Raw genomic sequence first — 23,577 nt, 5'->3', positions numbered from 1 at the left:
AGCGACACGGACCACACCTAGACTGCGGGCCGTGGGACAGCTCATCGCGGACGGACAGCTGCGCGTCGGCCTGATCGGCGCCGGCCCGTGGGCGACGACGATCCACGCACCCGGACTGGCGGATCACCCCGGCACCGCGCTGACCGCGGTCTGGGCCCGGCGGCCCGAAGCGGCGCAAACGCTTGCGGAGACGCACTGCGCAACCGCCGCCGGCAGCGTCGAGGAGCTGTTCGAGCAGGTGGACGCGGTCGCGTTCGCCGTCCCGCCGTCGATCCAGGCCGAGCTGGGCGTGCGCGCGGCCGAGGCCGGGAAGCACCTGATCCTGGAGAAGCCGATCGCCGCCGACCTCGCCGGTGCGCAGCGGCTGGCCGACGCGGTCGCGTCCGCCGACGTGGCCGCACTCGTGGTGCTGACCCTGCGCTACTCGGCGCAGACGCAGGAGTGGCTCGCCGGCCTCGCCCAGGCGGGCGGCTGGACGGGCGGCGGGGCGCGCTGGCTGTCCGGCGCGCTGCTCGGCGGCCAGTACGCCGCCTCGGAGTGGCGGCAGGACGACGGCGGCGCGCTGTCCGACATCGGCCCGCACGCCCTCGACCTGCTCGACGCCGCGCTCGGCCCGATCACCGAGGTCGTGGCGGCCCGGCAGAGCCCCGGCGACCTCTGGCACCTGATGCTCGCGCACGACGGCGGCGTGATCAGCACGGCCACGCTCTCGCTGCGGCTGCCGGTGCAGCCGACCGTCGTCGAGGTCGCCGTCTGGGGCCGGCACGGTTACCGGACACTCGGGCGCAAACCGGGCTCGGCGCAGGAGTCCTACACCGCACTGCTGGACGATTTCGCCGCGATGATCGCGAGCAGCACGACGACCCACCCCTGCGACGTTCGGCGCGGCCTCCACCTGCAGCGGCTGCTCGAGCAGGCGCGCGCACTGGCCGCGAAGTAGTACACAGGCCGGCTTCACGTCTTTTCGTTGCAGCACAACGCTTTCCGAGTTTTCCCCGGAATTCATCCACAGGGTTGTCCACAGCCTCCACTGTGGACAGTGTGCCTCCTGACCAAACCATGATCGGATAACCGGCGCCAGCGGAAAGATCACCGAATAGTGCGGTCCGCTCGGAATGCCGAGTCGATCTCGTGATGCGAAGGTGATCTTGCAAGGGGTCGTTCGCAATGCGCACTGAAGGTCTTGAGGGGTTCGAGAAGGGAGGCGCATGGGAGCTCTGCTGCGCGCCTTCTGGGGGATGATTCCGATTTCGGCCATCGCGCTGCCGTACGCGCTGCTCGGCTGGCCATTGCTCGCGGCGAGGCGCCGCCGGAGAATGGCCGCCCGCCGCGCGAGCGCGACGGCCGCCGTCGACTGCGCCGCCCTGCTCGTCGCCTTTCTGGTGTTTTGCCTGGTCACGATGCCTGTCGGCGGCTCCGGCGAGAGCTCGCTCGACCTGGTGCCGGGCGCCGACGTCGTCGCGGCGCTCGGCAGTGACGGGTCACTCTGGCAGGTGATCGGCAACGTCCTGCTGCTCTGCCCGCTCGGCGCGCTGCTGCCCCTGCGGATCCGCCGCCTGCGCGCGCTGCCGCGCATCGCGCTGGCCGCGCTGGTGGCGTCCGTGCTGGTGGAAGGTACGCAATATCTGATCCACACCGGCCGCGTGACGTCGGCCGACGACGTCCTGCTCAACACCGCGGGCGCCACGCTCGGCGCGGCGCTGAGCCGCCGGGGCTGGCGCGCGCTGGACGCGGCACCGCCGGTCCCGGTCGCGATCCCGCTGCCACGCCGAACCATCTGCGAAGCCCCGGCGCTCCGGCTGAGGGTGCCGAGATCCGTGTGGGACGCACGCTACGCGGCCATCGCCCACCCGAAACGCCAGTAAATCCGGTTGCCGGCCGTGCGACCATGGCCGGGAAGAGCCACTTCGACTTCAAGGAATGACCGCCTATGCCTGGCGCCGTCTCCGGCGTCGGCCCTCGCTAGGCCCGGCGCCCAGCGTTCTGCCCGCATGCCCGTTGGCTGCGGTTCCTTGACGTGCTCTCGAAAGGGCTCCAACCAGCAATGTCCGCTATCCAGAACTATGTCCGCGCGACCGCACCACGCGGCCGCGAAACCGAGCGGGTCGGCCCGTTCCTCGCCACCTACTCGCCGGGCACGCCCCACCCGATGCTCAACTACGCGATCCCGGACGACGGCGCACGGCCGACGCCGGCCGAGATCGACGCGCTCACCGCGGCCTACCGGCGGCGGGACCTGCTCCCGCGGCTGGAGTACTTCACCGACGTCGCTCCCGACCTGGAGAAACTGCTGGTCGGAGCCGGGTACGAGCTCGAACGGCGGGTGCCGTTGATGACGTGCCCGCCGGCCGAGCGGGTCGACCGGCCGGTCCCGGCCGGGATCCGGCTGCGCGTGCCGGAGTCCGATGAGGACTTCCGGCGGATGCGGGAAGCGCAGAACACGGCCTTCGGCGAACCCGCGGAAATCGGCGACGCAGAGATCGAGCAGCTCAAGACCGGTCTCGAAGCCGGCGTGCGGCACCTGCTCGCGGAAGACGACGGCGTGGTCGTCGGCGGCGGGCTCGCCCTCGAAATCGTCGACGGCACCACCGAGATCGCCGGGATCGCCGTGCTCGAGCCTTACCGCGGCCGCGGGATCGCGGCGGCGCTCACCGCGCACCTCACCCGCGCGGTCCACGAGGCCGGCGCGCACACGGCGTTCCTCACCCCGGGCGACCTGGGGATCGGCAACGTCTACGCCCGCGTCGGCTACCGGCCGGCGGGCGAGTGCGTGCACCTGTCGCTGGCGAGTTAGTCGTCGAAGCGGCCGGAGCGGCCCTTCTTCACGTCGCTCCGGCGCTTCTTCGACGCCAGGCGGCGCTCCTTCGAACCGCGGGACGGCTTCGTGGGGCGCCGCTTGGCCGGCGGCGGCGCGGACGCGTCCATCAGCAGGTTGGCCAGCCGCCCCCGCGCGGCCTCGCGGTTCTGCAGCTGCGACCGGTGTTCGCTGGCCGCGATCGTCAGGACGCCGTCGACCAGCCGCGAGCCGAGCCCGGTCAGCACCCGGTCACGCAGGTGCTCCGGGATCGACGGCGACGAAGCGACGTCGAAGGACAGCTCCACCCGCGAGTCCGTGGTGTTCACGCCTTGGCCGCCCGGGCCGGACGACCGCGAAAAGCGCTCGCTCAACTCGGCTCCCGGGATCGTGAACCGGGAGCCGACCACCACGTCTTCGGCTGCCACACCCCAAGTGTGACAGCCACGAGCAAGGGCGTTTCAGAACCGCGGGTGATCACCCGAGAGGACCGCGCGCGGGCCGTCGACGTCGTCGGCGGGCTGGACGTCGCCGAGCACCCACGCCGGGACGTGCCGCGCGGTGAGCATGGCCAGCGCCCGGTCGACGTCCTCGGCGCCGACGATCGCGACCATGCCGACCCCCATGTTGAACGTCTTCTCCAGCTCAGCCCGCTCGACCTTGCCGCGCTGGCCGATCAGCGCGAACACCGGCGCCGGCGTCCAGGTGCCGCGGTCGAGCCGGGCGACCAGGCCGCGCGGCATGACGCGGGCGAGGTTCGCCTCCAGGCCACCGCCGGTGATGTGCGCGAACGTCCGGACCTCGGTCTCGGCGGCGAGCGCGAGGCAGTCCTTCGCGTAGATCCGCGTCGGCTCCAGCATCTCCTCGCCCAAGGTGCGGCTGAACTCCTCGACGTACCCGTCGAGCGGCATCCGGGCGATGTCCAGCAGCACGTGCCGGGCCAGCGAGTAGCCGTTCGAGTGCAGGCCGGACGAGCCGAGGGCCAGCACGACGTCACCCGGGCGGACCTTCTCCGGCGAGAGCAGCTGCGACGCCTCGACCACGCCGACGCCGGTGGCCGACATGTCGTAGTCGTGCTCACCCATCAGGCCCGGGTGCTCGGCGGTCTCGCCGCCGAGCAGCGCGCAACCGGCCCGGACGCAGCCCTCGGCGATGCCGCCGACCAGCGCGGCGATCTTCTCCGGGTGCACCTTGCCGACGGCGATGTAGTCCTGCAGGAACAGCGGCTCGGCGCCGGTCACGACCAGGTCGTCGACCACCATGGCGACCAGGTCGATGCCGACCGTGTCGTGCTTGTCCAGCGCCTGCGCGACCGCGATCTTGGTGCCGACGCCGTCGGTCGAGGACGCGAGCACCGGCTCCTTCCACTTGTCGAGCTTCAGGGAGAAGAGCCCGGCGAAGCCGCCGACACCGCCCATGACCTCGGGTCGCGTGGCCCGCTCGGCGTGCGGCTTGAGCAGCTCGACGGCTTGGTCGCCGGCGTCGATGCTGACCCCGGCGGCGGCGTACGTGGCGCTCGTGGACTCGCTCACGGTGGACGGACTCCCTACTGGAAGGAACTCAGGGACGCCGGACGGCGTCTTCGGCACCGTACCCGGCGGGGCTGACCGGGAGCGAAGACACTGTCGCGCCATCCTTTGAACTGAGGCTTTCGAGCAGGTGCTTCCCGATCAGCGCGTCCTCCGGCAGCGGGATCGGGTACTCGCCGGAGAAGCATGCCGTGCACAGCCGCGACTTCGGCTGCTCCGCCGCCGCGACCAGGCCGTCCAGGGAAATGTAACCCAGGGAGTCGGCGCCGATCGAGCGCCGGATGCCGTCGAGGTCGACGCCGTTCGCGACCAGCTCGGCCCGGGAGGCGAAGTCGATGCCGTAGAAGCACGGCCAGCGCACGGGCGGTGACGCGATCCGGACGTGCACCTCGAGCGCGCCGGCCTCGCGCAGCATCCGGACGAGCGCGCGCTGGGTGTTGCCGCGGACGATCGAGTCGTCCACCACGACCAGGCGCTTGCCGCGGATGACGTCGCGCAGCGGGTTCAGCTTGAGCCGGATGCCGAGCTGGCGGATGGTCTGCGACGGCTGGATGAACGTGCGCCCGACGTAGGCGTTCTTCACCAGGCCGGTGCCGTAGGGGATGCCCGAACCCTGCGCGTAGCCGATCGCGGCCGGGGTCCCGGACTCCGGCACCGGCATCACCAGGTCGGCCTCGACCGGCTGCTCGCTGGCCAGCCGGCGGCCGATCTCGACGCGGGTGGCGTGCACGCCGCGGCCGGCGATCGTGGTGTCGGGGCGGGCGAGGTAGACGTACTCGAAGACGCAGCCCTTGGGGTCCGGGTTCGCGAACCGCGAAGAGCGCAGGCCCTCGGCGTCGATCGCGATGAGCTCGCCCGGCTCGACCTCGCGGACGAAGGACGCGCCGACGATGTCGAGGCCCGCCGTCTCGCTCGAGACGACCCAGCCGCGCTCGAGCCGGCCGAGCACCAGCGGGTGCACGCCGTGCGGGTCGCGGGCCGCGTACAGCGTGTTTTCGTCGGAGAACACCAGGCAGAAGGCGCCCTTGAGGGTGGGCAGCAGCTCCATGGCGGCGGCCTCGATGCCCTTGTCGGCGGCGTTCGCGGCGAGCAGCCCGCAGATCAGGTCGGAGTCGCTGGACGAGCCGGTCAGGCCCGCGTGCGGCTTGAGGCCCGCTTCGATGGTGCGTTCCCGCAGCTCGGCGGTGTTGACGAGGTTGCCGTTGTGCGCGAAGGAGAGGCCGCTGCCGGTCTCGGTGGTGCGGAAGATCGGCTGGGCGTTCTCCCAGATGGTCGCGCCGGTGGTCGAGTACCGGCAGTGGCCGACGGCGATGTGGCCCTGCAGCGACTGCAGGATCTGCTCGTCGAACACCTGGCTGACCAGGCCGAGGTCCTTGAAGACCACGATCTGCGAGCCGTCGGAGACGGAGATGCCGGCGGCCTCCTGCCCGCGGTGCTGCAGGGCGTAGAGGCCGTAGTAGGTCAGCTTTGCGACTTCTTCCCCGGGAGCCCAGACGCCGAAGACGCCACACTCCTCACGGGGTTCCGGTTCGGGCTGGTCGGACACGAGCTGCGGGTCGGAAACCACCGAGGAGCTCCTGGGAAGACGTGGTCAGGCCGATTTCAGTGTAGACGGTGCGAACATGCGTCAGGCCCCGCCCGGCGTGGTTCTGACCACTTCGGACGGGGCCCGCAAGCCGTACGTCAACACGCATCCGGCAACGAAAGGATCTCCGTCAGCACCTGTGCGCCCTCCCCGCAGCGGCGCCACAGCCACCGCTCCGGCTCGAAGATGTTCTCTTCGGAGCCGGGCATCCTGGTCGCCACGACGTCGTCCTCGGCGTTGAGCCGGACCACGTCCACCACGTCGTCGTGCACCCGCACGCCGACGACGGCGAGGACCTCGCCGCGTTCGTCGGCGGGGTGGACGAACTGGTAACCGCGGGCCACCAGCTCCTGCAGTCCGGTCTCGATGTCGAAGACGGGGACGACGGCCTCAGCCGAGGACATCGTCGAATTCACCGTCCTTCGCGCCCGCCAGGAAGGCCGCCATCTCGGCACGCGTGTACACGAGGGCCGGACCGGTCGGGAACCGCGAGTTGCGCATCGCGATCTCCCCGTTGGACAGCGGCGCGACCTCGACGCAGTTGCCGTATGCACCGCTGTAGCTCGCCTTGCGCCACTCGGCACCGGACAGCCGATCGGCCGGGATGCCGTTCTCGAATCGCTCAGCCATGTTCCCACCTCTCGATGCGGAAAGCTTCAGGCGGGCAATGCAGATGCATGTGCATTTGCCCGCGTAGCCGAGGCTAGCACGTGTGCCTGCAACGGTAAATGCACGTGCAGAATTTCTTGCAAAGTTCTCTCACGGTAAAGAACTGCAAGATCGCAGTTAACCTATCGGGTGATAGACGCATTCCCGTTCGGCCTAACGACTACTAGCAGTCACCGATCAGCGGGAGCACGCTGACACCCTCGCCTCGAGGCTGGACAAGGGTTTCAGATCTCTTGGCGGCGCTTCCCGAGCATCGACCGGCTCCGCTCGGGCGTCTCCGCGTCGACCGCCAGCATGTCCAGCGCACGGCTGTACTTCTCGATCTCTTCGCGCTTCTCGATGTAGTGCGCCCCGGTCATGTACTCGACGTAGGCGATGTTCGGCAGTTCCGGTTCGCCGAACCGCAGCAGCGAAAACGCGTGCTCCGCCGAAAGGCCACTGCGCGAATACGGCAGGACCTGGATCGACACGTGTGGCAGCGCGCTCATCTCGAGCAGGTATTCGATCTGCTGCTTGAGGACCTTCATCCCCCCGATCGGGCGGTACAGCACCGACTCGTCGAGCACCATCCACACGCGCGGCGCGTCCGGCCTGCTGAACATCTTCTGCCGCCGCATCCGCAGCGCGACCAGCTGGTCGACCCGCTCGTCGGCCATCTCCGACCGGCCGTGGCTGAAGATCGCCCGCGCGTACGGCTCGATCTGCAGCAGGCCCGACACGTACAGCGGCTCCCAGATCTGGATCCGCGCGGCGGCTTCTTCGAGGCCGACGAGGTCGGTGAACCAGTTCGGCATGGTGTCGCCGAAGCGCCGCCACCAGCCTGGCTCGTTCGACTGCTTGACCATGTCGAGGAACGCCCGGCGCTCCGTCGGGTCGTCGACGCCGTACATCGTCAGCAGGTCGGTGACGTCGCGTTCCTTGAACCCGACCCGGCCCAGCTCCAGCCGGCTGATCTTCGACTCGGACCCGCGGATGTTGTAGCCGGCCTGCTGGCGGGTGATGCCGGCCTCTTCGCGGAGCCGGCGCAGCTGGGAGCCCAGGATCATGCGGCGCGCCGTCGGGCCGATGTTCTGTTCACCTGCGGACGCGTTCACCGCGTTCATTCCCGGCCCTTCCGCGCTCACGTCACCAGGGGGTCCTAGCCCGACTACCGAAAGTACACGTTAAGCCTTCTTGCGCAAAGGGGTGACCCGGTTTACCCCATGCGCGCGTCGTCCTACTGTACGTAGGGCACGAGACTTACAACACAGAACTTGCGAGGTTCAAGATGCCCGACGCCGCGACCCGGACCGAACGAGTTCCCGTGGGGGTCGACCCGACCCGAGCGAGCATCGCGCGCGTGTACGACGCCTTCCTGCTCGGGAAGGACAACTACGAGATCGACCGGGAGGTCCTGCACAAGGTGCAGAAGGCCGCCCCGGAGGCGCAGGACCTCGCGTTCGAAAACCGCGGCTTCCTGATCCGCGCCTGCCGCTTCCTCGCCAGCCAGACCGGCATCACCCAGTTCCTCGACTGCGGCTCCGGCCTGCCGACCGCCGAAAACACCCACCAGGTCGTCCAGCGGATCAACCCGGAGATCCGGGTCGTCTACATCGACAACGACCCGGTCGTGCTCGCCCACGGCCGCGCGCTGCTCGAAGAGAACGAAAACACCCACTTCGTCGCCGAGGACATCTTCGAGCCGGAGCGGATCCTCCAGAACGAGGTCGTCCGGCAGCACATCGACTTCTCGCAGCCGGTCGCGTTCCTCCAGCTGGGCACCCTGCACCACTACAACGGCCCGCACGAGCGGCCGGCGGAGATCATGAAGGAGTACGTCGACGCGCTGCCGTCGGGCTCGTTCGTGGCGATCTCGCACTTCTTCGACCCGGAGGACGAGGACTCCGCGACGGCCCGCCGCATGGAGGACTTCTTCCTGCACAGCCCGATGGGCTCGGGCACCTTCCGGACGCAGAAGGAGATCGAGGACCTGTTCCCGGGTCTCGAAATGGTGCCCCCGGGCGTGGTCCGGTGCGCCGACTGGTGGCCGGACGGCCCGCGGCTCAAGGACCTCAACGTGGCCCAGCGGACCATCGCGGGCGGGATCGGCCGCAAGCCGTAGGGCAAGTCCCGGTCCCCACCGGCACCACCCTTCAGACGCGCAGCAGCGGGAGCCAGTGCGAGAGGTCGGCCCGCGAGCCCGACGCGGACACCCGGCCGTCGGCCACCGCCGTGGTCCAGTCCAGTTGCCCGGTGGCCAGTTCGAGCCACGTGCGCGGGTCCGTCTCGATCACGTTCGGCGGGGTGCCCCGGGTGTGCCGGGGCCCCTCCACGCACTGCACCGCGGCGAAGGGCGGCACCCGCACCTCGACCGTCCGGCCCGGTGCGTCGGCCGCCAGGGCACGCAGGGACAGGCGCACCGCAGCGGCCAGCTCCGGGCGCGCCGGAGCGGGCGCATCGCCCTGCAACCACGGGGAAACCGCCAGCACCGCCGCACGTAACTGTCCGGGGTCGACCGAACGCGAAGAGGCCATGGGCAAACAGTAGAGTGGCGCACCAAGACTTGGCAGGCACACCCGAGAACGTGGGGATGACGATGGCGCAGCGGGACGAGGCGGATCGGATGGTTTCGCAGCAGCCCACCGGAAGCGGAGCCGATCGCCCCGGCAGGCACGGCAAGCACAACCGGGCCGCGCGGCGCGAAGGCCAGCAGGCGCGGCGCACCGGCAAACACGGCACGCCCGAGATCACCGCGGAGATGCGCGCGAACGCCCGGGCCAACCCCGACAGCTGGCTCTACGTCATCGACGAGGCCTTCGACCCGAACGGCCCGGTGCCGTCGTGGGCGGTCGTCGGCGCGTACCCGGTGAACGGCGCCGGCGACGTCGTCGCGGACTTCCACCCCAACGACCGGTACCGGCCCTCGCCCAAGGCGCTCGGCTTCCCGGATCCGGCGAACGACCTCGAGCACCTGCTGCAGCTCGTCCGCACCGAACACCGCCCGCCGTCGGACCTGCCGAAGGTCGTCCTCGACGCGACGCTGTTCGTGTACGCGATGTCGCCGGTGCAGCGGACCGTCATCGGCTTCCACAACTCCGACGGCCGCGTCATGGTGCCCGCCTACACCCGCAAGTCACTGGTGCCGCGCGAGTGGCCGCACGCGCGGGCCGTGCTCGGCCGCGACATCGTCGACCTGTTGGGCGGGCACCCGGTCGCGATCAACCCCCACGACCTCATCACCGCCGTCGTGCCGGCGGAGCACCTGCTGAAGGCCGTCGCCGACGAGCGGCGCTGACCTGCGGGTCCCACCCTATCGAGTGATCATCGACTCGCCGATCCGGCGACGCCGGTGCATCGTGAGGCTGAAGAAGTCTCACGAGATCGGTGGGGAGCAAGAGGGTGAAAAGACGTTCGCTGCCCTTCGCCGCCGTCCTCGCGTCCGTCCTGCTCGTGGCCGGGCAGGCGCCGGCGAAGGCGGCCGACGGCTACGCCGGCGCCGAGGACCACTACGCGGGTTCGCAGATCGCCGCGGTCGAGGGCGTCGGCGAAGGCCCGGACGTGCTGTACGGTACTGACGACCAGCAGCTCGGGCACGACGTCAGCGGGCACCAGGGCCCGGTCGACTGGCCCGGCGCGGCGGGGGCGGGCGCCAAGTTCGTCTACGTCAAGGCGACCGAGGGCACCGGCTTCGTCAACCCGCAGTTCGCGCAGCAGTACAACGGCTCGTACCAGGCCGGGCTGATCCGCGGCGCCTACCACTTCGCGCGGCCGGACATCTCCGACGGCGCGGCGCAGGCGCGGTACTTCCTGGCGCACGGCGGCGGCTGGTCGGCCGACGGCAAGACCCTCCCCGGCGCGCTCGACGCGGAGTACAACCCGTACGGCGAAACGTGTTACGGCAAGGACGCGGCGGGCATGGTCGCCTGGATCCGCGCCTTCTCTGACACCTACCGCGCGGCGACCGGCCGGTTCCCGACGATCTACACATCGACGAGCTGGTGGAAGCGGTGCACCGCGAACAACGGCGGGTTCGGCGCCAACCCGCTCTGGATCGCGCGCTACAACTCGTTCATCGGCGAACTGCCGTCCGGCTGGAGCATCCACACGATCTGGCAGTTCGCCGACCGCGGCACCCTGCCCGGGGACCAGAACTGGTTCAACGGCCCGGCGGACCGGCTGCTCGCCCTGGCACTGGGCTGAACGGCGCAACAATCCAATAATAGGTGTTAACTCGTCACCAATTAACGATCTTCTCCCCGGGAAAATCACCCACACGTATACCCAATTTCACGGAACTGAGTGACAAACGCCACTTCGTCCTCAACAATCGTGCTCGGGCGGCTACCTGCAGTTAGCCGCTCATCGCGAGGGTATCCGTGAAGGGATTCAACGATGTCCACATCCCGAAGAGGGCGGCTGTTCGCTGCTCTGGTCGTCCCGGCCACGCTGCTCCTGCTCGGCAGCACGGCGCAGGCGACGACCTTCTCCCCCGAAGTAGACCCCGTGGCCGCGATCAACGCGGACATCGCACAGCACAACCACGAGCTGGGCTCGCAGATCAGGCGCGTCGAAGGCGACAAGTCGACTCCGGACACGCAGAAGTCGGCGCAGCAGCCGCAGCCCGGCCAGGCCGTCCCCGGCCAGGTGCTGGCGACGGTGGCCGGCATGGACGTCGCCAGCTACCAGGGCAACGTCGACTGGGCGAACTGGTGGAACCAAGGCAAGCGGTTCGTCTGGACCAAGGCCACGGAGAGCACCAACTACACCAACCCGTACTTCGCCCAGCAGTACAACGGCTCCTACAACCAGGGCTTCATCCGCGGCGCCTACCACTTCGCCACGCCGAACACCTCGAGCGGCGCGGCGCAGGCCCGCTACTTCGTCGCCCACGGCGGCGGCTGGTCGAAGGACGGCAGGACGCTGCCCGGGGCGCTGGACATGGAGTACAACCCGTACGGCGCGACCTGCTACGGCCTGAGCAAGGCGGGGATGACGTCGTGGATCCTCGACTTCCACGACACCTACCACTCCCTGACCGGGCGCTGGCCGGTGATCTACACGTCGACGAGCTGGTGGGGCAGCTGCGTGAGCGGTGACTTCTCCAGCACGGCCCCGCTGTGGGTCGCGCGGTACGCGTCGTCGGTCGGCACCCTGCCCTACAACTGGGGCTTCTACACCGTTTGGCAGTACACCTCGAGCCCGCTCGACCAGGACACCTTCAACGGTGCCTACGACCGGCTCCAGGCCCTCGCCAACGGCTGATCCACCCCCTGCCCGGCTCCCGGTCGTGAAGGTTTCGCGTCATCACGACCGGGAGCCGGTTTCATGCCGTACCGTCCGAGCTTGCAGAATTGCTGCAGCCACGTCCTGGGGGAACCGCACATGCCCGCCGGACGTCGGAAGCGCACGAACACCCAGCGCCCGGAAGGCATGGACAGATGACCTACCCGCCTCAGCCGGGCCAGCCCGGCCAGCCCGACCCGTACGGCCAGCCCAACCCGTACGGCCAGCCACCGTCCGGCGGCTTCCCGCAGCAGGGCGGGTGGGACCCCAACCAGCAGCAACAGCCGTACCCGACGCAGCAGTACCCGCAGGGCTGGGACCCGAGCCAGCAGCAGCAGGGCTACCCGCCGGCGTCGGGCGGTTTCCCGGCCAACCCGCAGCCGGCGTGGGGCGACCCGTACGCCCAGCAGCAACAGCAGCAGTCGGCCTGGGCGGACCCGAACGCGCAGCAGTACGGCCAGCAGGCCTGGGACCCGAACGCGGCCGGCCAGGTCTCCGGCTGGGACCCGGCGACCGGCGGCTACTCGCAGGGCTTCGGCGGGCCGCCCGCGCCGCCGAAGAAGAGCAAGACCGGGATGTGGATCGCGATCGGCGCGACCGTGGTCGTCGTGCTCGCGGCCTTGGGCATTACGGGCTTCGTCGCACCAGGGTTCTTCCTCTCGAAGGACGACACCAACACGGCCGCGGCCCCGTCGTCGAGCACGTCGGGCAAGCCGTCCCCGTCGAAGCCGACGTCCAAGAAGCCGACGGCGTCGGCCTCGCAGCCGCCGACCGACGGCGGGGGCGGCGCCTCGGACGCGAAGGCCGTGCTGCAGGGCTTCATCGACAAGCTGAACGCGGGCGACAACAACGGCGCCGTCGCCCTGGGCTGCGCCGACTCGAAGCAGCTGCTCAGCTCGTGGCTCGAGACGTTCCTCAAGCCGCCGCTGCAGCTGCAGCTCGGCGACGTGCCCGCCGACAAGTACCTGGTCGAGGGCGAGGTCACCGGGACGTCCGCCGGCAAGCCGGTCAAGGGCACGCTGAGCGCCACGAACTTCGACAAAAAGGGCTTCTGCGTCAGCACGATGCTGGTGTCCTGAGCCGGTGAAGCTGTGGCGATCGCCGCTGGCGTGGACGTTCCTCGCGTCGGTGGTGCTGCTGCTCGGGGTCGGCGGCTGGCTGCTGACCGACCCCGCCACCAGCCGCAGTGACGCGCTGAAGACGGGCGGCCTGGCGGGCGGCGCGATCGTGGCGCTGTACGCGCTGTGGCTCAACGACCGCCGCCGCCGGGTCGAGGAGCGCCGTCAGGACATCGAGCGCCGTCGGCACGAACTCGAGGCGCAGCGCGCGGAACAGGACCGCGAGCGGGTGGCGGACGAGCGGTTCGCGAAGGCGGTCGAGCTGCTCGGGCACGCGGCCGACCAGGTGCGGGTGGGGGCGCTGCACGCGCTGGCGGGGTTGGCGCGGAGCCGGCCGGACTACACGCAGACGGTGCTGGACGTGCTGTGCTCATACCTGCGGCGGCCGTTCGTGCACCCGCGATACGACAAGGCGCTCGATCGCAAGGAACGCGATGGCACCCGGGGTACGCCCGAACAGGAGCAGGAACTGCAGGTACGCCTCACCGCACAGCGCCTCATCAAGGATCTGCTCCCGCCGGCCGATGCGCCGGGCGCCGTGGACTATTACCTGGACCTCACCGGCGCGGTCGTCGAGTACCTGGATTTCTCGGGGTGTCGGATCGGGGGGATGTTGCTCCGGTACGCAGCCCTGCACAGCAGCACCAACCTGAGCGGCTGCCGGTTCACGGGCAAGGTGTACTTCACGGCGGCGGGCACCGACGTAGGCAGGCTGATCGGGTACTTCCGTTGTCGGGGCGCCGTCTTCGAGAGTCACGCTTGGTTCAGCGGGACCCACTTCGCCGAGCTCACCGATTTCACGGACACGACGTTCGCCGGACCGACCACGTTCAAGGACGCGCGATTTGCCAACGACGCGCTCTTCACCGGAGTGAAGGTGACGGGGTCTCTTGATCTCCGGCACGCCTGCTTCCGGGGGCAGACCGACCTGCGGTTCGGGGTGCTGCCGGAGTCGGTTTCGCTGTACAACACGCTGGTGCGGGCGGAGAAGGATTTGCAGCTACCCGCCGTTTGGGATACTGAGGAACTTCGCAACGGGGAGCTGCGGATCGTCGCCAAGGCGGGCTGAGCGCCTGCCGCCCGGCTCGGCTCCGGAGCGCCCAGGCGGCCCCCGCCCTCCCTAGGGGGGCGTCCCCAAGTCCAGTCTATCGGCCACCTGCGACAAAACCCTCGAAAGAGCCCGGAGATCCCCGACCTGTCCACATCCCTGCCGGGATGTGGACAGGTCGCGGTTCGGGTCAGTTGAACAGGGCCGGAAGGGTGCCTTCCCAGGCCTCGCGCAGCTCGTCGAGCGTGAATTCGGTGATGCCCTGCAGCTCCAGCGTTCCCGACTCCGGGTCGACCACGCCGGTCTTGCGCCACGGGAGGCCGCGCGCCGTGCACATCTCCGTAAACCTCAGCTCCTCCGTGCGCGGGACCGCCACCAGCACGCGGCCCGCCGACTCCGAGAACAGCTGCACGAACGGCTCCTGGTCCGCGTCCAGGAACACGCGGGCCCCGCACTGTCCGATGAGGACGGTCTCGACCAGGGTCTGGATCAGGCCGCCGTCCGAGAGGTCGTGGGCCGCCGAGATCATGCCGTCGCGGGAACCCGCCACCAGGATCTCGCCCAGCAGCTTCTCGCGGGCCAGGTCCACGCGCGGGGGCACGCCGCCGAGGTGGCCGTGCAGCTCGCGGGCCCACGCCGAGCCGTCCAGCTCGTCGTGCGTTTCGCCCAGCAGCAGCAGGGTTTCGCCCGCCTCCGCGCCGATGCCGGTCGGGATGCGGCGGGTCACGTCGTCGATCACGCCGAGGACGCCGATCACCGGGGTCGGGAGGATCGCCGTCGAGCCCGTCTGGTTGAAGAAGCTCACGTTGCCGCCCGTCACCGGGATACCGAGCTCGACGCAGCCGTCCGCCAGGCCGTGCACCGCCTGCTCGAACTGCCACATCACACCCGGGTCGGTGGGAGCGCCGAAGTTCAGGCAGTCCGACACCGCGACCGGCGTCGCGCCGCCCGTCGCCACGTTGCGGTACGCCTCCGCCAGCGCCAGCTGCGCGCCGCGGTACGGGTCGAGGTAGACGAACTTGCTGTTGCAGTCCGTCGCCACCGAAACCCCGCGGCCGGTCGACTCGTCGATCCGGATCATGCCGGAGTCCGACGGCTGGGCCAGCACGGAATTCCCGCGCACGTAGCGGTCGTACTGCGAGGTCACCCATTCCTTGGAGGCCTGGTTGGGCGAAGCGATGAGGCGCAACACGTCCGCGCGCAGTTCGTCCGGAGTGGACGGACGCGGGAGCTTCGCCGACGTGTCCGCGATCAGGGCGTCCTGAGTGGACGGACGCTCGATCGGCCGGTCATACACCGGTCCCTGGTGGGCCACCGTGTGCGCCGGGACGTCGACGACGACCTCGTCGTGCCAGGTGATGACCAGGTGCTCGCCGTCGGTGACCTCGCCGATGTCGGTGGCGATGACGTCCCACTTGCGGCAGACCGCCATGAACGCCTCGACGTTCTCCGGCGCGACGACCGCGCACATGCGCTCCTGCGACTCGCTGGAGAGCACCTCCGCCGGGGTCATTCCCTTGGCGCGCAACGGAACCCGGTCGAGGTAGATGTGCATGCCGCCGTCGCCGGCCGCGGCCAGCTCCGACGTCGCACAGGACAGCCCGGCGCCGCCGAGGTCCTGGATGCCGACGACGAGCTTCTGCGCGAACAGCTCGAGGCAGCACTCGATGAGCACCTTTTCGGTGAACGGGTCGCCCACCTGGACACTCGGCAGCTTCTTGCGACCCGACGCCGACTCGTCACCCGAAAAGGTGTCACTCGCCAGGACGGAAACGCCGCCGATGCCGTCGAGGCCGGTGCGCGCGCCGAACAGGATGATCTTGTTGCCGGTGCCGGACGCGAACGCCAGGTGCAGGTCTTCGACGCGCATGGCGCCGACGCACAGCGCGTTCACCAGCGGGTTGCCCGAGTAGGACGGGTCGAACACCAGCTCGCCGCCGATGTTCGGCAGGCCGAGGCAGTTTCCGTAGCCGCCGACGCCGGCGACCACGCCGGGCAGCACGCGCTTGGTGTCGGAGGCGTCGGCGGGGCCGAAGCGCAGCGCGTCGGCGACCGCGAGGGGCCGCGCGCCCATCGCCATGATGTCGCGGACGATGCCGCCGACGCCGGTCGCGGCGCCCTGGTACGGCTCCACATAGGACGGGTGGTTGTGGCTCTCCACCTTGAAGGTGACGGCCCAGCCCTCGCCGATGTCGACGACGCCCGCGTTCTCGCCGATGCCGGCCAGCATCTTGGCCTTCATCTCGTCGGTGGCGGTCTCCCCGAAGTAGCGCAGGTGCTTCTTCGACGACTTGTACGAGCAGTGCTCGCTCCACATGACCGAGTACATCGCCAGCTCCGCGTCGGTGGGCCGGCGGCCGAGGATCTCCCGGATGCGGGCGTACTCGTCGTCGGCGAGCCCGAGCTCGCGATAGGGCTGGGTGTGGTCCGGGGTCGCCCCGGCGCGCTCGGTGGTGTCAACGGTGCTGGTCACGGTGTCCGTGTCAGGGTTCGCCACGGCCGTCAGGATACGTGCCGCCCGCCGGTGCCCCGGACGGTGGGCCGCCCAATCCGGACGGCCCGCGGCGGGTGTGACCGAGGCGACATCGAGGACGGCCGGGTGCCCGATCCCCACTGGGCCTGCCTTGGGGACAACTCGGGGCGCGGCTCGGGCGCGGGGCCGGAATTGTCGGTGCCCGCGAGTAGCGTTGAAACCGGGGGTCCCCCAGCGGGCCCTGTGGACAACTCCGGCGCTTTGGTGCTCCCTGGGGACAACCCCGGTTCGCGAGGCCGGTTTTGTCGGTGCTCGCGAGTAACGTTGAAATCGGGGGTCCCCCGAGCGGGGGCGGGGTCAACGGCGAGGTGCGCGCGGCGGAAAATCGGTCGCCTTCCGCTGGTGGTCGGCTTACCGTCGGGAATCGTGCTTTCCGCCACGTATCCCTTCCCGCCGCTGCGGCTGCCCGCGCGGCCGACCGCGAGCCGGTTCCTGCTCGCCGTGTTCCGGGCGCGGCTCGGCACGGTGCTGAGCGCGGCCGCGATCGGCGTCGTCTGGGCACTGCCCGGTGCGCTGATGCCGCTGGTGATCGGCCAGGGCATCAGCGCCGTCGGCGCGCACGACGGCGCCGCCGTGGGGCGCTGGGCGCTCGTGGCGGCGGCGCTCGGCGTCGCGCAGACGCTGTCCGGGACCTGGCTGCACTTCCTCAACTACGGCATGTGGCTGCACGGCGCGGGCTCGACGCAACGCGCCGTGTCGGCACACACCACGCGTGTCGGCGCCACCCTGCGGGAGCAGACGACCACCGGGAACCTCGTCGCCGTCAGCACGACGGACATCAACCACATCGGCAACACCGTCGAGATGACCGGGCGGACGTTCGGCTCGCTGCTGGCGTTCGTCGTGGTCGCGGTGTGGCTGATCTCGACCTCGCCGCTGCTCGGCGTGGTCGCGCTGGTCGGCGTGCCGCTCGCGGTGCTCGGCATCGGGCCGCTGCTCGCGCCGCTGCAGAAGCGCAAGTCCACGCAGCGGGAGAAGCGCGGGGACGTCAACGCGCTCGGCGCGGACATCGTGTCCGGCCTGCGGATCCTGCGCGGCATCGGCGGCGAGCGGCGGTTCTTCGCCCGCTTCCGGGACACCAGCCAGCGGGTGCGGCGGGCCGGCATCGAAGTCGGCCGGGCCGAGGCCTGGCTGGCCGCGGCGGAGATCGCGCTGCCCGGCCTGGTCACCGTGGTGATCACCTGGCTGGGCGCGCGGCTGGCCGTGGCCGGCGAGATCGGGCTCGGGCAGCTGGTGGCGTTCTACGGCGTTTCCGCGTTCCTGATCTGGCCGGTCACCGCGGCGACGGAGGCCGTCGGCTCGATCACGTCCGGCCTGGTCGCCGCGCGGAAGGTCGTCGCGCTGCTGGCGATCCGCCCGAAGCTGGCGGACCCGGAGACACCGGTGCCGCTGCCCGAAGGGCCGTTGGAGCTGGTGGACACCGAGTCCGGGGTCCGGGTCGCGCCCGGCCGCCTGACGGTCGTCGACTTCGGCGCCGCCGGCGAAGCGGTGGCCGATCGGCTGGCCCGGTTCGCGGACCCGGCCGAGGGTGAAGAGGTGCTGGTCGGCGGGGTCCGCGCGGACCACGTCGCGCTCGCGGAGCTGCGGCGGCGGATCGTCTACGCGCACAACCAGGACATCTGGTTCTCGGGCGTGCTGCGCGAGCAGCTCGCGCCGGCGCGGCCGGGCGGCGTCAGCATCACCGAAGCGCTGTACGCGGCCGACGCCGACGACATCATCGAGGCGCTGCCCAACGGCGTCGACGAGGTGATCGGCGAGCGCGGGCGCGAGGTGTCCGGTGGCCAGCGGCAGCGGCTGAACCTGGCCCGCGCGCTGGCGACCGACGCCGACGTCCTGGTGCTCGACGAGCCGACGTCGGCGGTCGACGCGCACACGGAGGCACGCATCACCGAGCGCGTCGCCGAGCTGCGGCGGGGCAAGACGACAGTCGTGTTCAGTCAAAGTCCCTTGTGGACACACGTGGCCGACGAAGTCTTCACGGCAAGGGGGGTGACGGTGTGAAACGGCTTCCCACGGCGTCCCGGCGGGACGTCCGGCGCTGGGCGCTCAAGACGGCGGTGCGCCACAAGCGCGCGTTCGGCCTGCTGCTGGGCTCGCTGGCCGTGGCCACGCTGATCGGGCTGGCCGGGCCTCAGCTGCTCGGCGCGCTCGTCGACGACGTCGCGGCCGGCACCACGACCGGGCACGTCGACGTGCTGGCGGCGGCGTTCGTCGTCATCCTCGTGCTGCAGGCGCTGGCGCGGAAGGTCGCGCGGATGCGCGGCGCGGTGTTCGGCGAGCTGGTGCTGGCCGAGACCCGCGAGGAGTTCGTCGGGACGGCATTGCAGCTGCCGCTCGGCACGGTCGAAGCGGCCGGGACGGGCGACCTGCTCAGCCGGGCCACCACCGACCTGGGCCGGATCGACCACGCGGCGCGGTTCGCGGCGCCGGAGATCCTGGTCGCGGCCGTGACCGTGGTGTTCACGGTCGTCGCGATGGTGGTGACGTCGCCGCTGCTGTCGCTGGGCCTGCTGGTCGCGCTGCCGCTGCTGGTGCCGGTGAACGTCTGGTACCAGCGGCGGATCCCGTCGGTGATGCAGTGGATGCTGGACCGGTGGTCGGACCTGACCACCAGCGTCCACGAGACGGCGGAGGGCGCGCGCACGGTCGAGGCGCTCGGACTGACCGGGCGGCGGGTCGACGCCGCGTACCACGCGCTGGACCAGAGCATCCTCGGTGAACGCCGGATGCGGGCGCTGCAGCTGCGGTGGCTGCCGTCGCTGGAGATCAGCTACGTGCTGCCGCTGGCGGTGATGCTGCCGCTCGGGCTGCTCGCGTACACGCGCGGCTGGGCCGGGCTCGGCGAGATCACCACGATGCTGCTGTACGGCCAGGCGATGTCGGCGCCGCTCAACGAGGCGCTGTTCTGGCTGGAGGACCTGCAGGTCGCGGCGGCCGCGGCGCGCCGGATCCTCGGCGTCCGGTCGGTCGCGGTCGAAGACGGGACGAAGGTGGACGAGGTGCCGCGCGGGCGCGACATCGACGTCCACGGCGTCCGGTTCGGCTACACCGCCGACCGCGAGGTGCTGCACGGCATCGACCTGCGCGTCCCGCGCGGCGAACGGCTGGCGATCGTCGGGCCGTCGGGTGCGGGCAAGTCGACGCTCGGCCGGCTGCTGGCCGGCATCGCGGCGCCGTCGGCGGGCTCGGTGCGCATCGGCGGCCAGGACGTCTCGGCGCTGGCCGACGACGTGCTGCGCGGCGAGGTGCTGCTGCTGACCCAGGAGCACCACGTGTTCTCCGGGACGCTGCGGCAGAACCTGGCCTTGCCGGCCCGGCGCGAGGGCGGTGACTGGACGGACGAGGAGCTGACAGCGGCCCTGGCGTCGGCGGGTGCGTCGGACTGGGTCGCGACGCTGCCGTCCGGGCTGGACACGAAGCTCGGGCCGGGCGAGCACCCGGTGCCGGCGGCGATCGCGCAGCAGCTGGCGCTGGCCCGGGTGGTGCTGGCGGACCCGCACACGCTGGTGCTCGACGAGGCGACGTCGCTGCTGGACACGGGCTCGGCGCGCGACCTGGAGCGGTCTCTGAACAGCGTGCTGGCAGGCCGGACGGTGATCGCGATCGCGCACCGCCTGCACACGGCCGCGGCGGCGGACCGCGTCGCGGTGGTCGAGGGCGGCCGCATCACGGAGCTGGGCCCGCACGAGGAGCTGCTGTCGGCGGGCGGCTCGTACGCCCGGCTGGTGGCGGCGGCCAGTTAGTCCGGAGTGGCGGATGTGTCACTCCCCGGTGGATGACCTTCTACCCGGGGAGTGACATGTCGGTGTTCGTGATGACCGCCGCGGGACGCGATGGCTGGACTGAGTTGTCCACATCGGGTCCGGTTATCCACAGATTTGCCGCGTCACCCGTTTGTGCAGCCCACCACCGATAGACTGGAACTGGGCACGCCCCCTGGGTGTGGCGGGGGTTTGTCTGGTCAGGAGAGGGTACAACCGCCGCCTTCCGGCGACGCAGCAGGCAGGCCCAGGCGCCACCCGCCCTACACCTCACCGGCCCTCGTCCCCGCCGCAGTCAGCACCGGAGAGCCGTGGTCAAGGGTGAGCGCAGCGACGCCGAAGGCGCCCTTGAGGCCGGCTCCCCGGCGTTGAACAATCAAAGGACGAGGAGCGGGGAACCACTCGAGTCCGGCTCACACGGGAGCTGCCCAGCCAAGCCGCGTCGCATTCGACTCGGGGCTGTGGACAACTCACGTCCACAGCCCCGGAACTGTCGGTGCCCCGCGGTACCATGGTTACCGGGGGGCGCGGCCCGCCGTCAGGCCTTCACGAGCGCGTCCACCGCGCTGAAGAACATCCCGAGCCCGTCGTCCGAAGGCCCGGTCAGCGCGTCGATCGCGTGCTCCGGGTGGGGCATCAGGCCGACGACCCGGCCGTTTTCGCTGCGGATCCCGGCGATGTCGTTGCGCGAGCCGTTCGGGTTCCCGCCGACGTACCGGAACACCACGCGCCCCTCGGCCTCCAGCTCGTCCAAAGTGGACTGCTCGGCCATGTAGCAGCCGTCGATGTTCTTCATCGGGATGAGGATCTCGGCGCCTTCGTCGTAACGGGTGGTCCACGCCGTGGACGTGTTCTCCACCCGCAGCCACTGGTCGCGGCAGATGAAGTGCAGGCCCTGGTTGCGGATCATCGCGCCGGGCAGCAGGCCGGCCTCGCACAGGATCTGGAACCCGTTGCAGATGCCGAGCACCGGCATGCCCGCGCGCGCCGCCTCGATCACCGGCGTCATCACCGGCGCGAACCGGGCGATCACGCCCGCGCGCAGGTAGTCGCCGTAGGAGAAGCCGCCCGGGACGATCACGGCGTCGACGTCACGCAGGTCCTCGTCCGCGTGCCACAGCGACACCGCCTCGCCGCCGGCGTAGCGGACCGCGCGGGCCGCGTCGCCGTCGTCCAGCGTGCCCGGGAAGGTGATGACGCCGATGCGCGCGCTCACGCGTCCACCCGCTTGATCGTCCACTGCTCGATGACCGGGTTCGCGAGGAAGCCTTCGGCGATCTTCTCCAGCGTCGCGTCGTCGACCGTGTCGTCGACCTCGATCTCGAAGTGCTTGCCCTGGCGGATCTCGGTGATCCCGGTGAACCCCAGGCGCCCGGCGGCGCCGAGCGCGGCCTGTCCCTGCGGGTCGAGGATTTCGGGCTTCGGCATGACGTCGACGACGACTCGGGCCACGGCAGGCTGCTCCTTATTCACGCAGGTCGTGGGTACCCCGCGAGCATAGTTCACCCTCTCGACCCCCTGGCGGGGCCCACCGGGAAACCTAGACTGGCCGCAGGCGCGGCGCTGCGCCATGATGAGTCGTTGACATCTCGCCAACAGGAGGCACCGTGGCCGTCCAAGACTCCTACGACTACGTCATCGTCGGCGCCGGGAGCGCGGGCTGCGTGCTGGCGAACCGGCTGACCGAGGACCCGGCGGCGCAGGTCCTGCTCCTCGAGGCGGGCGCGGAGGACACCGCGGACGAGATCCACATCCCGGCCGCCTTCGCGTCGCTGTTCAAGACCAAGTGGGACTGGAACTACGAGACCGTCGAGCAGAAGCACACGGGCAAGACGTCGTACTGGCCGCGCGGCAAGATGCTCGGCGGCTGTTCGTCGATCAACGCGATGATCTACATCCGCGGCAACCGCGCCGACTATGACGGCTGGCGCGATTCCCACGGCGCGACAGGGTGGGGCTGGGACGACGTCCTGCCGTACTTCAAGCGCGCCGAGGGCAACCAGCGGCTCGGCGGGCCGCTGCACGGCACGGACGGCCCGCTGCACGTCGAAGACCGCCGGTTCACCCACGAGCTGTCGCACGCCTGGGTCGACTCGGCCGTCGCCTGGGGCCTCAAGCGCACCGACGACTTCAACGGCGAGAGCCAGGAGGGCGCCGGCGTCTACCAGGTGACGTGCAAGAAGGGCCGCCGGTGGTCCACGGCGGACGCCTACCTGCGCCCCGCCCTCTCGCGGCCGAACCTCACGGTGAAGACGTGCGCGCCGGCCACCCGGGTCATCTTCGAGGGCACCCGCGCGGTTGGCGTGTCCTATTTGGACAACGGGGTGGAGCACACCGCGCACGCCGCCGCCGAGGTCATTCTCTCTGGTGGCGCTGTCAACTCGCCGCAGCTGCTGATGGTCTCCGGTGTCGGCCCGGCGGAACACCTGCGCGAGCACGGCATCGACGTCGTCGCCGCGCTGCCCGGCGTCGGCGAGAACCTGCACGACCACCCGGCGTGCGGGATCATCTGGTCCACTCGCGACACGACCGACCTGGTGGACGCGGCTTCGCTGTTCGGTTTGGCACGGTACCAGCTGACCCGGCGCGGGCCGCTGACTTCGAACATCGGTGAAGCGGGCGCGTTCTACCCGACCACGGACGGGTTGCCGGCGCCGGACATGCAGATCCACGTGGCGCCGACGTTGTTCTACGACAACGGGTTGCGCGAGCCGACGGTTCCCGGGTTCACTTCGGCGGCGACGCTGGTGGACGTCGCGAGCCGGGGACGGCTGCGGCTCAAGTCGGCGAACCCGTTGTGGAAGCCGGAAATCGATCCGGCTTACTACGCCGAGCCGCGTGACATGGAGACGATGATCTCGGGGCTGCGGGCGTTGATCGAGATCGGGCAGGCGGGGCCGCTGCGGCGGTTCCTGGACAAGCCGTTCCTGCCGTTGCGGCACGATTTGAGTGATTCCGAGCTGGCCGAGCACATCCGGGAGAACACGCAGACGCTTTATCACCCGGTCGGGACTTGCTCGATCGGGTCGGTGGTTGACCCGGAGTTGCGGGTTCAGGGGGTGGAGGGGCTGCGGGTGGTCGATGCGTCCGTGATGCCGGTGGTGCCGCGGGGGAACACGAACGCGCCGACGATCATGGTGGCCGAGAAGGCGGCGGATCTCATTCGGGGGCGGTCGGTTTAGCTGCGGGTTTGGCGGCCGGGCCGCGGCAGTGCGGTCCGGGGCCGCGCCAGTCCGCGCCGGTCCGAGCCGCGCCACGCCAGGTCGGACCGGGCCACG

22 protein-coding genes are annotated in these 23,577 nt (G+C 70.5%); 12 read left to right on the top strand and 10 right to left on the bottom strand.

The annotated features are described in order from the left end of the window. The first annotated feature begins 31 nt into the window (after positions 1 to 31). The 3 genes from ACWED2_RS19135 to ACWED2_RS19125 all read left to right on the top strand — a co-directional run bounded on the left by ACWED2_RS19135 (position 32) and on the right by ACWED2_RS19125 (position 2,794). Entirely contained in the window at positions 32 to 940 is a 909-nt protein-coding gene (locus tag ACWED2_RS19135; RefSeq protein WP_449691820.1) for a Gfo/Idh/MocA family protein, read from the top strand. Positions 941 to 1,208: 268 nt separating this feature from the next. Continuing rightward, complete coding sequence (locus tag ACWED2_RS19130) at positions 1,209 to 1,865, top strand: VanZ family protein (protein ID WP_449691819.1); 657 nt, start codon at positions 1,209 to 1,211, stop codon at positions 1,863 to 1,865. A 179-nt stretch (positions 1,866 to 2,044) separates the two neighbouring features. Then, positions 2,045 to 2,794, top strand: coding sequence for a GNAT family N-acetyltransferase (locus tag ACWED2_RS19125; RefSeq protein ID WP_449691818.1), 750 nt, complete (start codon positions 2,045 to 2,047; stop codon positions 2,792 to 2,794). Here the strand turns inward: ACWED2_RS19125 and arfB are convergent. The 6 genes from arfB to ACWED2_RS19095 all read right to left on the bottom strand — a co-directional run bounded on the left by arfB (position 2,791) and on the right by ACWED2_RS19095 (position 7,680). After that, the gene (gene arfB / locus ACWED2_RS19120; protein WP_449681964.1) at positions 2,791 to 3,207 is read right to left on the bottom strand and encodes an alternative ribosome rescue aminoacyl-tRNA hydrolase ArfB; all 417 of its coding nucleotides are present in this window, start codon (positions 3,205 to 3,207) and stop codon (positions 2,791 to 2,793) included. The two genes, ACWED2_RS19125 and arfB, sit on opposite strands and share 4 nt — an antisense overlap. 48 nt (positions 3,208 to 3,255) lie before the next feature. Continuing rightward, positions 3,256 to 4,326, bottom strand: coding sequence for a phosphoribosylformylglycinamidine cyclo-ligase (gene purM / locus ACWED2_RS19115; protein ID WP_449691817.1), 1,071 nt, complete (start codon positions 4,324 to 4,326; stop codon positions 3,256 to 3,258). 28 nt (positions 4,327 to 4,354) lie between these two features. Continuing rightward, positions 4,355 to 5,890, bottom strand: a complete 1,536-nt coding sequence (gene purF, locus ACWED2_RS19110; RefSeq protein ID WP_449691816.1) for an amidophosphoribosyltransferase — start codon at positions 5,888 to 5,890, stop codon at positions 4,355 to 4,357. 116 nt (positions 5,891 to 6,006) lie between these two features. Beyond that, positions 6,007 to 6,312: a hypothetical protein gene (locus ACWED2_RS19105; protein WP_449691815.1), complete on the bottom strand. Its 306-nt coding sequence runs from the start codon at positions 6,310 to 6,312 to the stop codon at positions 6,007 to 6,009. Beyond that, a complete protein-coding gene (locus ACWED2_RS19100) occupies positions 6,299 to 6,538 on the bottom strand; it encodes a DUF397 domain-containing protein (RefSeq protein ID WP_013230745.1) in 240 nt (79 codons plus the stop codon). The genes ACWED2_RS19105 and ACWED2_RS19100 overlap by 14 nt, the downstream gene beginning before the upstream one ends. Positions 6,539 to 6,801: 263 nt before the next feature. Further along, a complete protein-coding gene (locus tag ACWED2_RS19095; protein ID WP_378190535.1) occupies positions 6,802 to 7,680 on the bottom strand; it encodes a helix-turn-helix domain-containing protein in 879 nt (292 codons plus the stop codon). A gap of 200 nt (positions 7,681 to 7,880) precedes the next feature. On the opposite strand from ACWED2_RS19095, the gene ACWED2_RS19090 reads away from it, so the two are divergent. Next, positions 7,881 to 8,678, top strand: a complete 798-nt coding sequence (locus tag ACWED2_RS19090) for an SAM-dependent methyltransferase (RefSeq protein WP_449691814.1) — start codon at positions 7,881 to 7,883, stop codon at positions 8,676 to 8,678. A gap of 31 nt (positions 8,679 to 8,709) precedes the next feature. Here the strand turns inward: ACWED2_RS19090 and ACWED2_RS19085 are convergent, their stop codons facing one another. Beyond that, complete coding sequence (locus ACWED2_RS19085; RefSeq protein ID WP_449691813.1) at positions 8,710 to 9,090, bottom strand: sterol carrier family protein; 381 nt, start codon at positions 9,088 to 9,090, stop codon at positions 8,710 to 8,712. A 56-nt stretch (positions 9,091 to 9,146) separates the two neighbouring features. Between ACWED2_RS19085 and ACWED2_RS19080 the strand changes: the two genes are divergently transcribed. The 5 genes from ACWED2_RS19080 (at position 9,147) to ACWED2_RS19060 (ending at position 14,026) form a co-directional block, all read left to right on the top strand. Next, positions 9,147 to 9,851 carry a type VII secretion system-associated protein gene (locus ACWED2_RS19080; RefSeq protein WP_449691952.1) on the top strand — a complete coding sequence of 235 codons (705 nt, stop codon included), beginning with the start codon at positions 9,147 to 9,149 and terminating at the stop codon, positions 9,849 to 9,851. Positions 9,852 to 9,955: 104 nt separating this feature from the next. Next, positions 9,956 to 10,756 carry a lysozyme gene (locus tag ACWED2_RS19075; RefSeq protein WP_449691812.1) on the top strand — a complete coding sequence of 267 codons (801 nt, stop codon included), beginning with the start codon at positions 9,956 to 9,958 and terminating at the stop codon, positions 10,754 to 10,756. Positions 10,757 to 10,948: 192 nt separating this feature from the next. Next, positions 10,949 to 11,818: a lysozyme gene (locus ACWED2_RS19070; RefSeq protein ID WP_449691811.1), complete on the top strand. Its 870-nt coding sequence runs from the start codon at positions 10,949 to 10,951 to the stop codon at positions 11,816 to 11,818. A gap of 176 nt (positions 11,819 to 11,994) precedes the next feature. Further along, complete coding sequence (locus ACWED2_RS19065; protein WP_449691810.1) at positions 11,995 to 12,918, top strand: hypothetical protein; 924 nt, start codon at positions 11,995 to 11,997, stop codon at positions 12,916 to 12,918. Between the two features lie 4 nt (positions 12,919 to 12,922). After that, complete coding sequence (locus ACWED2_RS19060) at positions 12,923 to 14,026, top strand: pentapeptide repeat-containing protein (protein WP_449691809.1); 1,104 nt, start codon at positions 12,923 to 12,925, stop codon at positions 14,024 to 14,026. Between the two features lie 169 nt (positions 14,027 to 14,195). On the opposite strand, the gene purL is transcribed toward ACWED2_RS19060, so the two are convergent. Beyond that, positions 14,196 to 16,502, bottom strand: a complete 2,307-nt coding sequence (purL, locus tag ACWED2_RS19055) for a phosphoribosylformylglycinamidine synthase subunit PurL (protein ID WP_449691808.1) — start codon at positions 16,500 to 16,502, stop codon at positions 14,196 to 14,198. Positions 16,503 to 16,904: 402 nt separating this feature from the next. Between purL and ACWED2_RS19050 the strand changes: the two genes are divergently transcribed. Next, positions 16,905 to 18,539, top strand: coding sequence for an ABC transporter ATP-binding protein (locus ACWED2_RS19050; RefSeq protein ID WP_449691807.1), 1,635 nt, complete (start codon positions 16,905 to 16,907; stop codon positions 18,537 to 18,539). Beyond that, the gene (locus ACWED2_RS19045) at positions 18,536 to 20,281 is read left to right on the top strand and encodes an ABC transporter ATP-binding protein (protein WP_449691806.1); all 1,746 of its coding nucleotides are present in this window, start codon (positions 18,536 to 18,538) and stop codon (positions 20,279 to 20,281) included. The genes ACWED2_RS19050 and ACWED2_RS19045 overlap by 4 nt, the downstream gene beginning before the upstream one ends. 556 nt (positions 20,282 to 20,837) lie before the next feature. On the opposite strand, the gene purQ is transcribed toward ACWED2_RS19045, so the two are convergent. Next, positions 20,838 to 21,515, bottom strand: a complete 678-nt coding sequence (gene purQ / locus ACWED2_RS19040; RefSeq protein WP_449691805.1) for a phosphoribosylformylglycinamidine synthase subunit PurQ — start codon at positions 21,513 to 21,515, stop codon at positions 20,838 to 20,840. Then, a complete protein-coding gene (purS, locus tag ACWED2_RS19035) occupies positions 21,512 to 21,751 on the bottom strand; it encodes a phosphoribosylformylglycinamidine synthase subunit PurS (RefSeq protein WP_003056885.1) in 240 nt (79 codons plus the stop codon). Before purS ends, purQ begins: the two co-directional genes overlap by 4 nt. Before the next feature lie 155 nt (positions 21,752 to 21,906). On the opposite strand from purS, the gene ACWED2_RS19030 reads away from it, so the two are divergent. Continuing rightward, complete coding sequence (locus ACWED2_RS19030) at positions 21,907 to 23,481, top strand: GMC family oxidoreductase (protein ID WP_449691804.1); 1,575 nt, start codon at positions 21,907 to 21,909, stop codon at positions 23,479 to 23,481. Positions 23,482 to 23,577: the final 96 nt, after the last annotated feature.

The organism is Amycolatopsis sp. NPDC005003, assembly GCF_053600695.1.
This window is presented reverse-complemented; position numbering and strand designations above follow the sequence as displayed.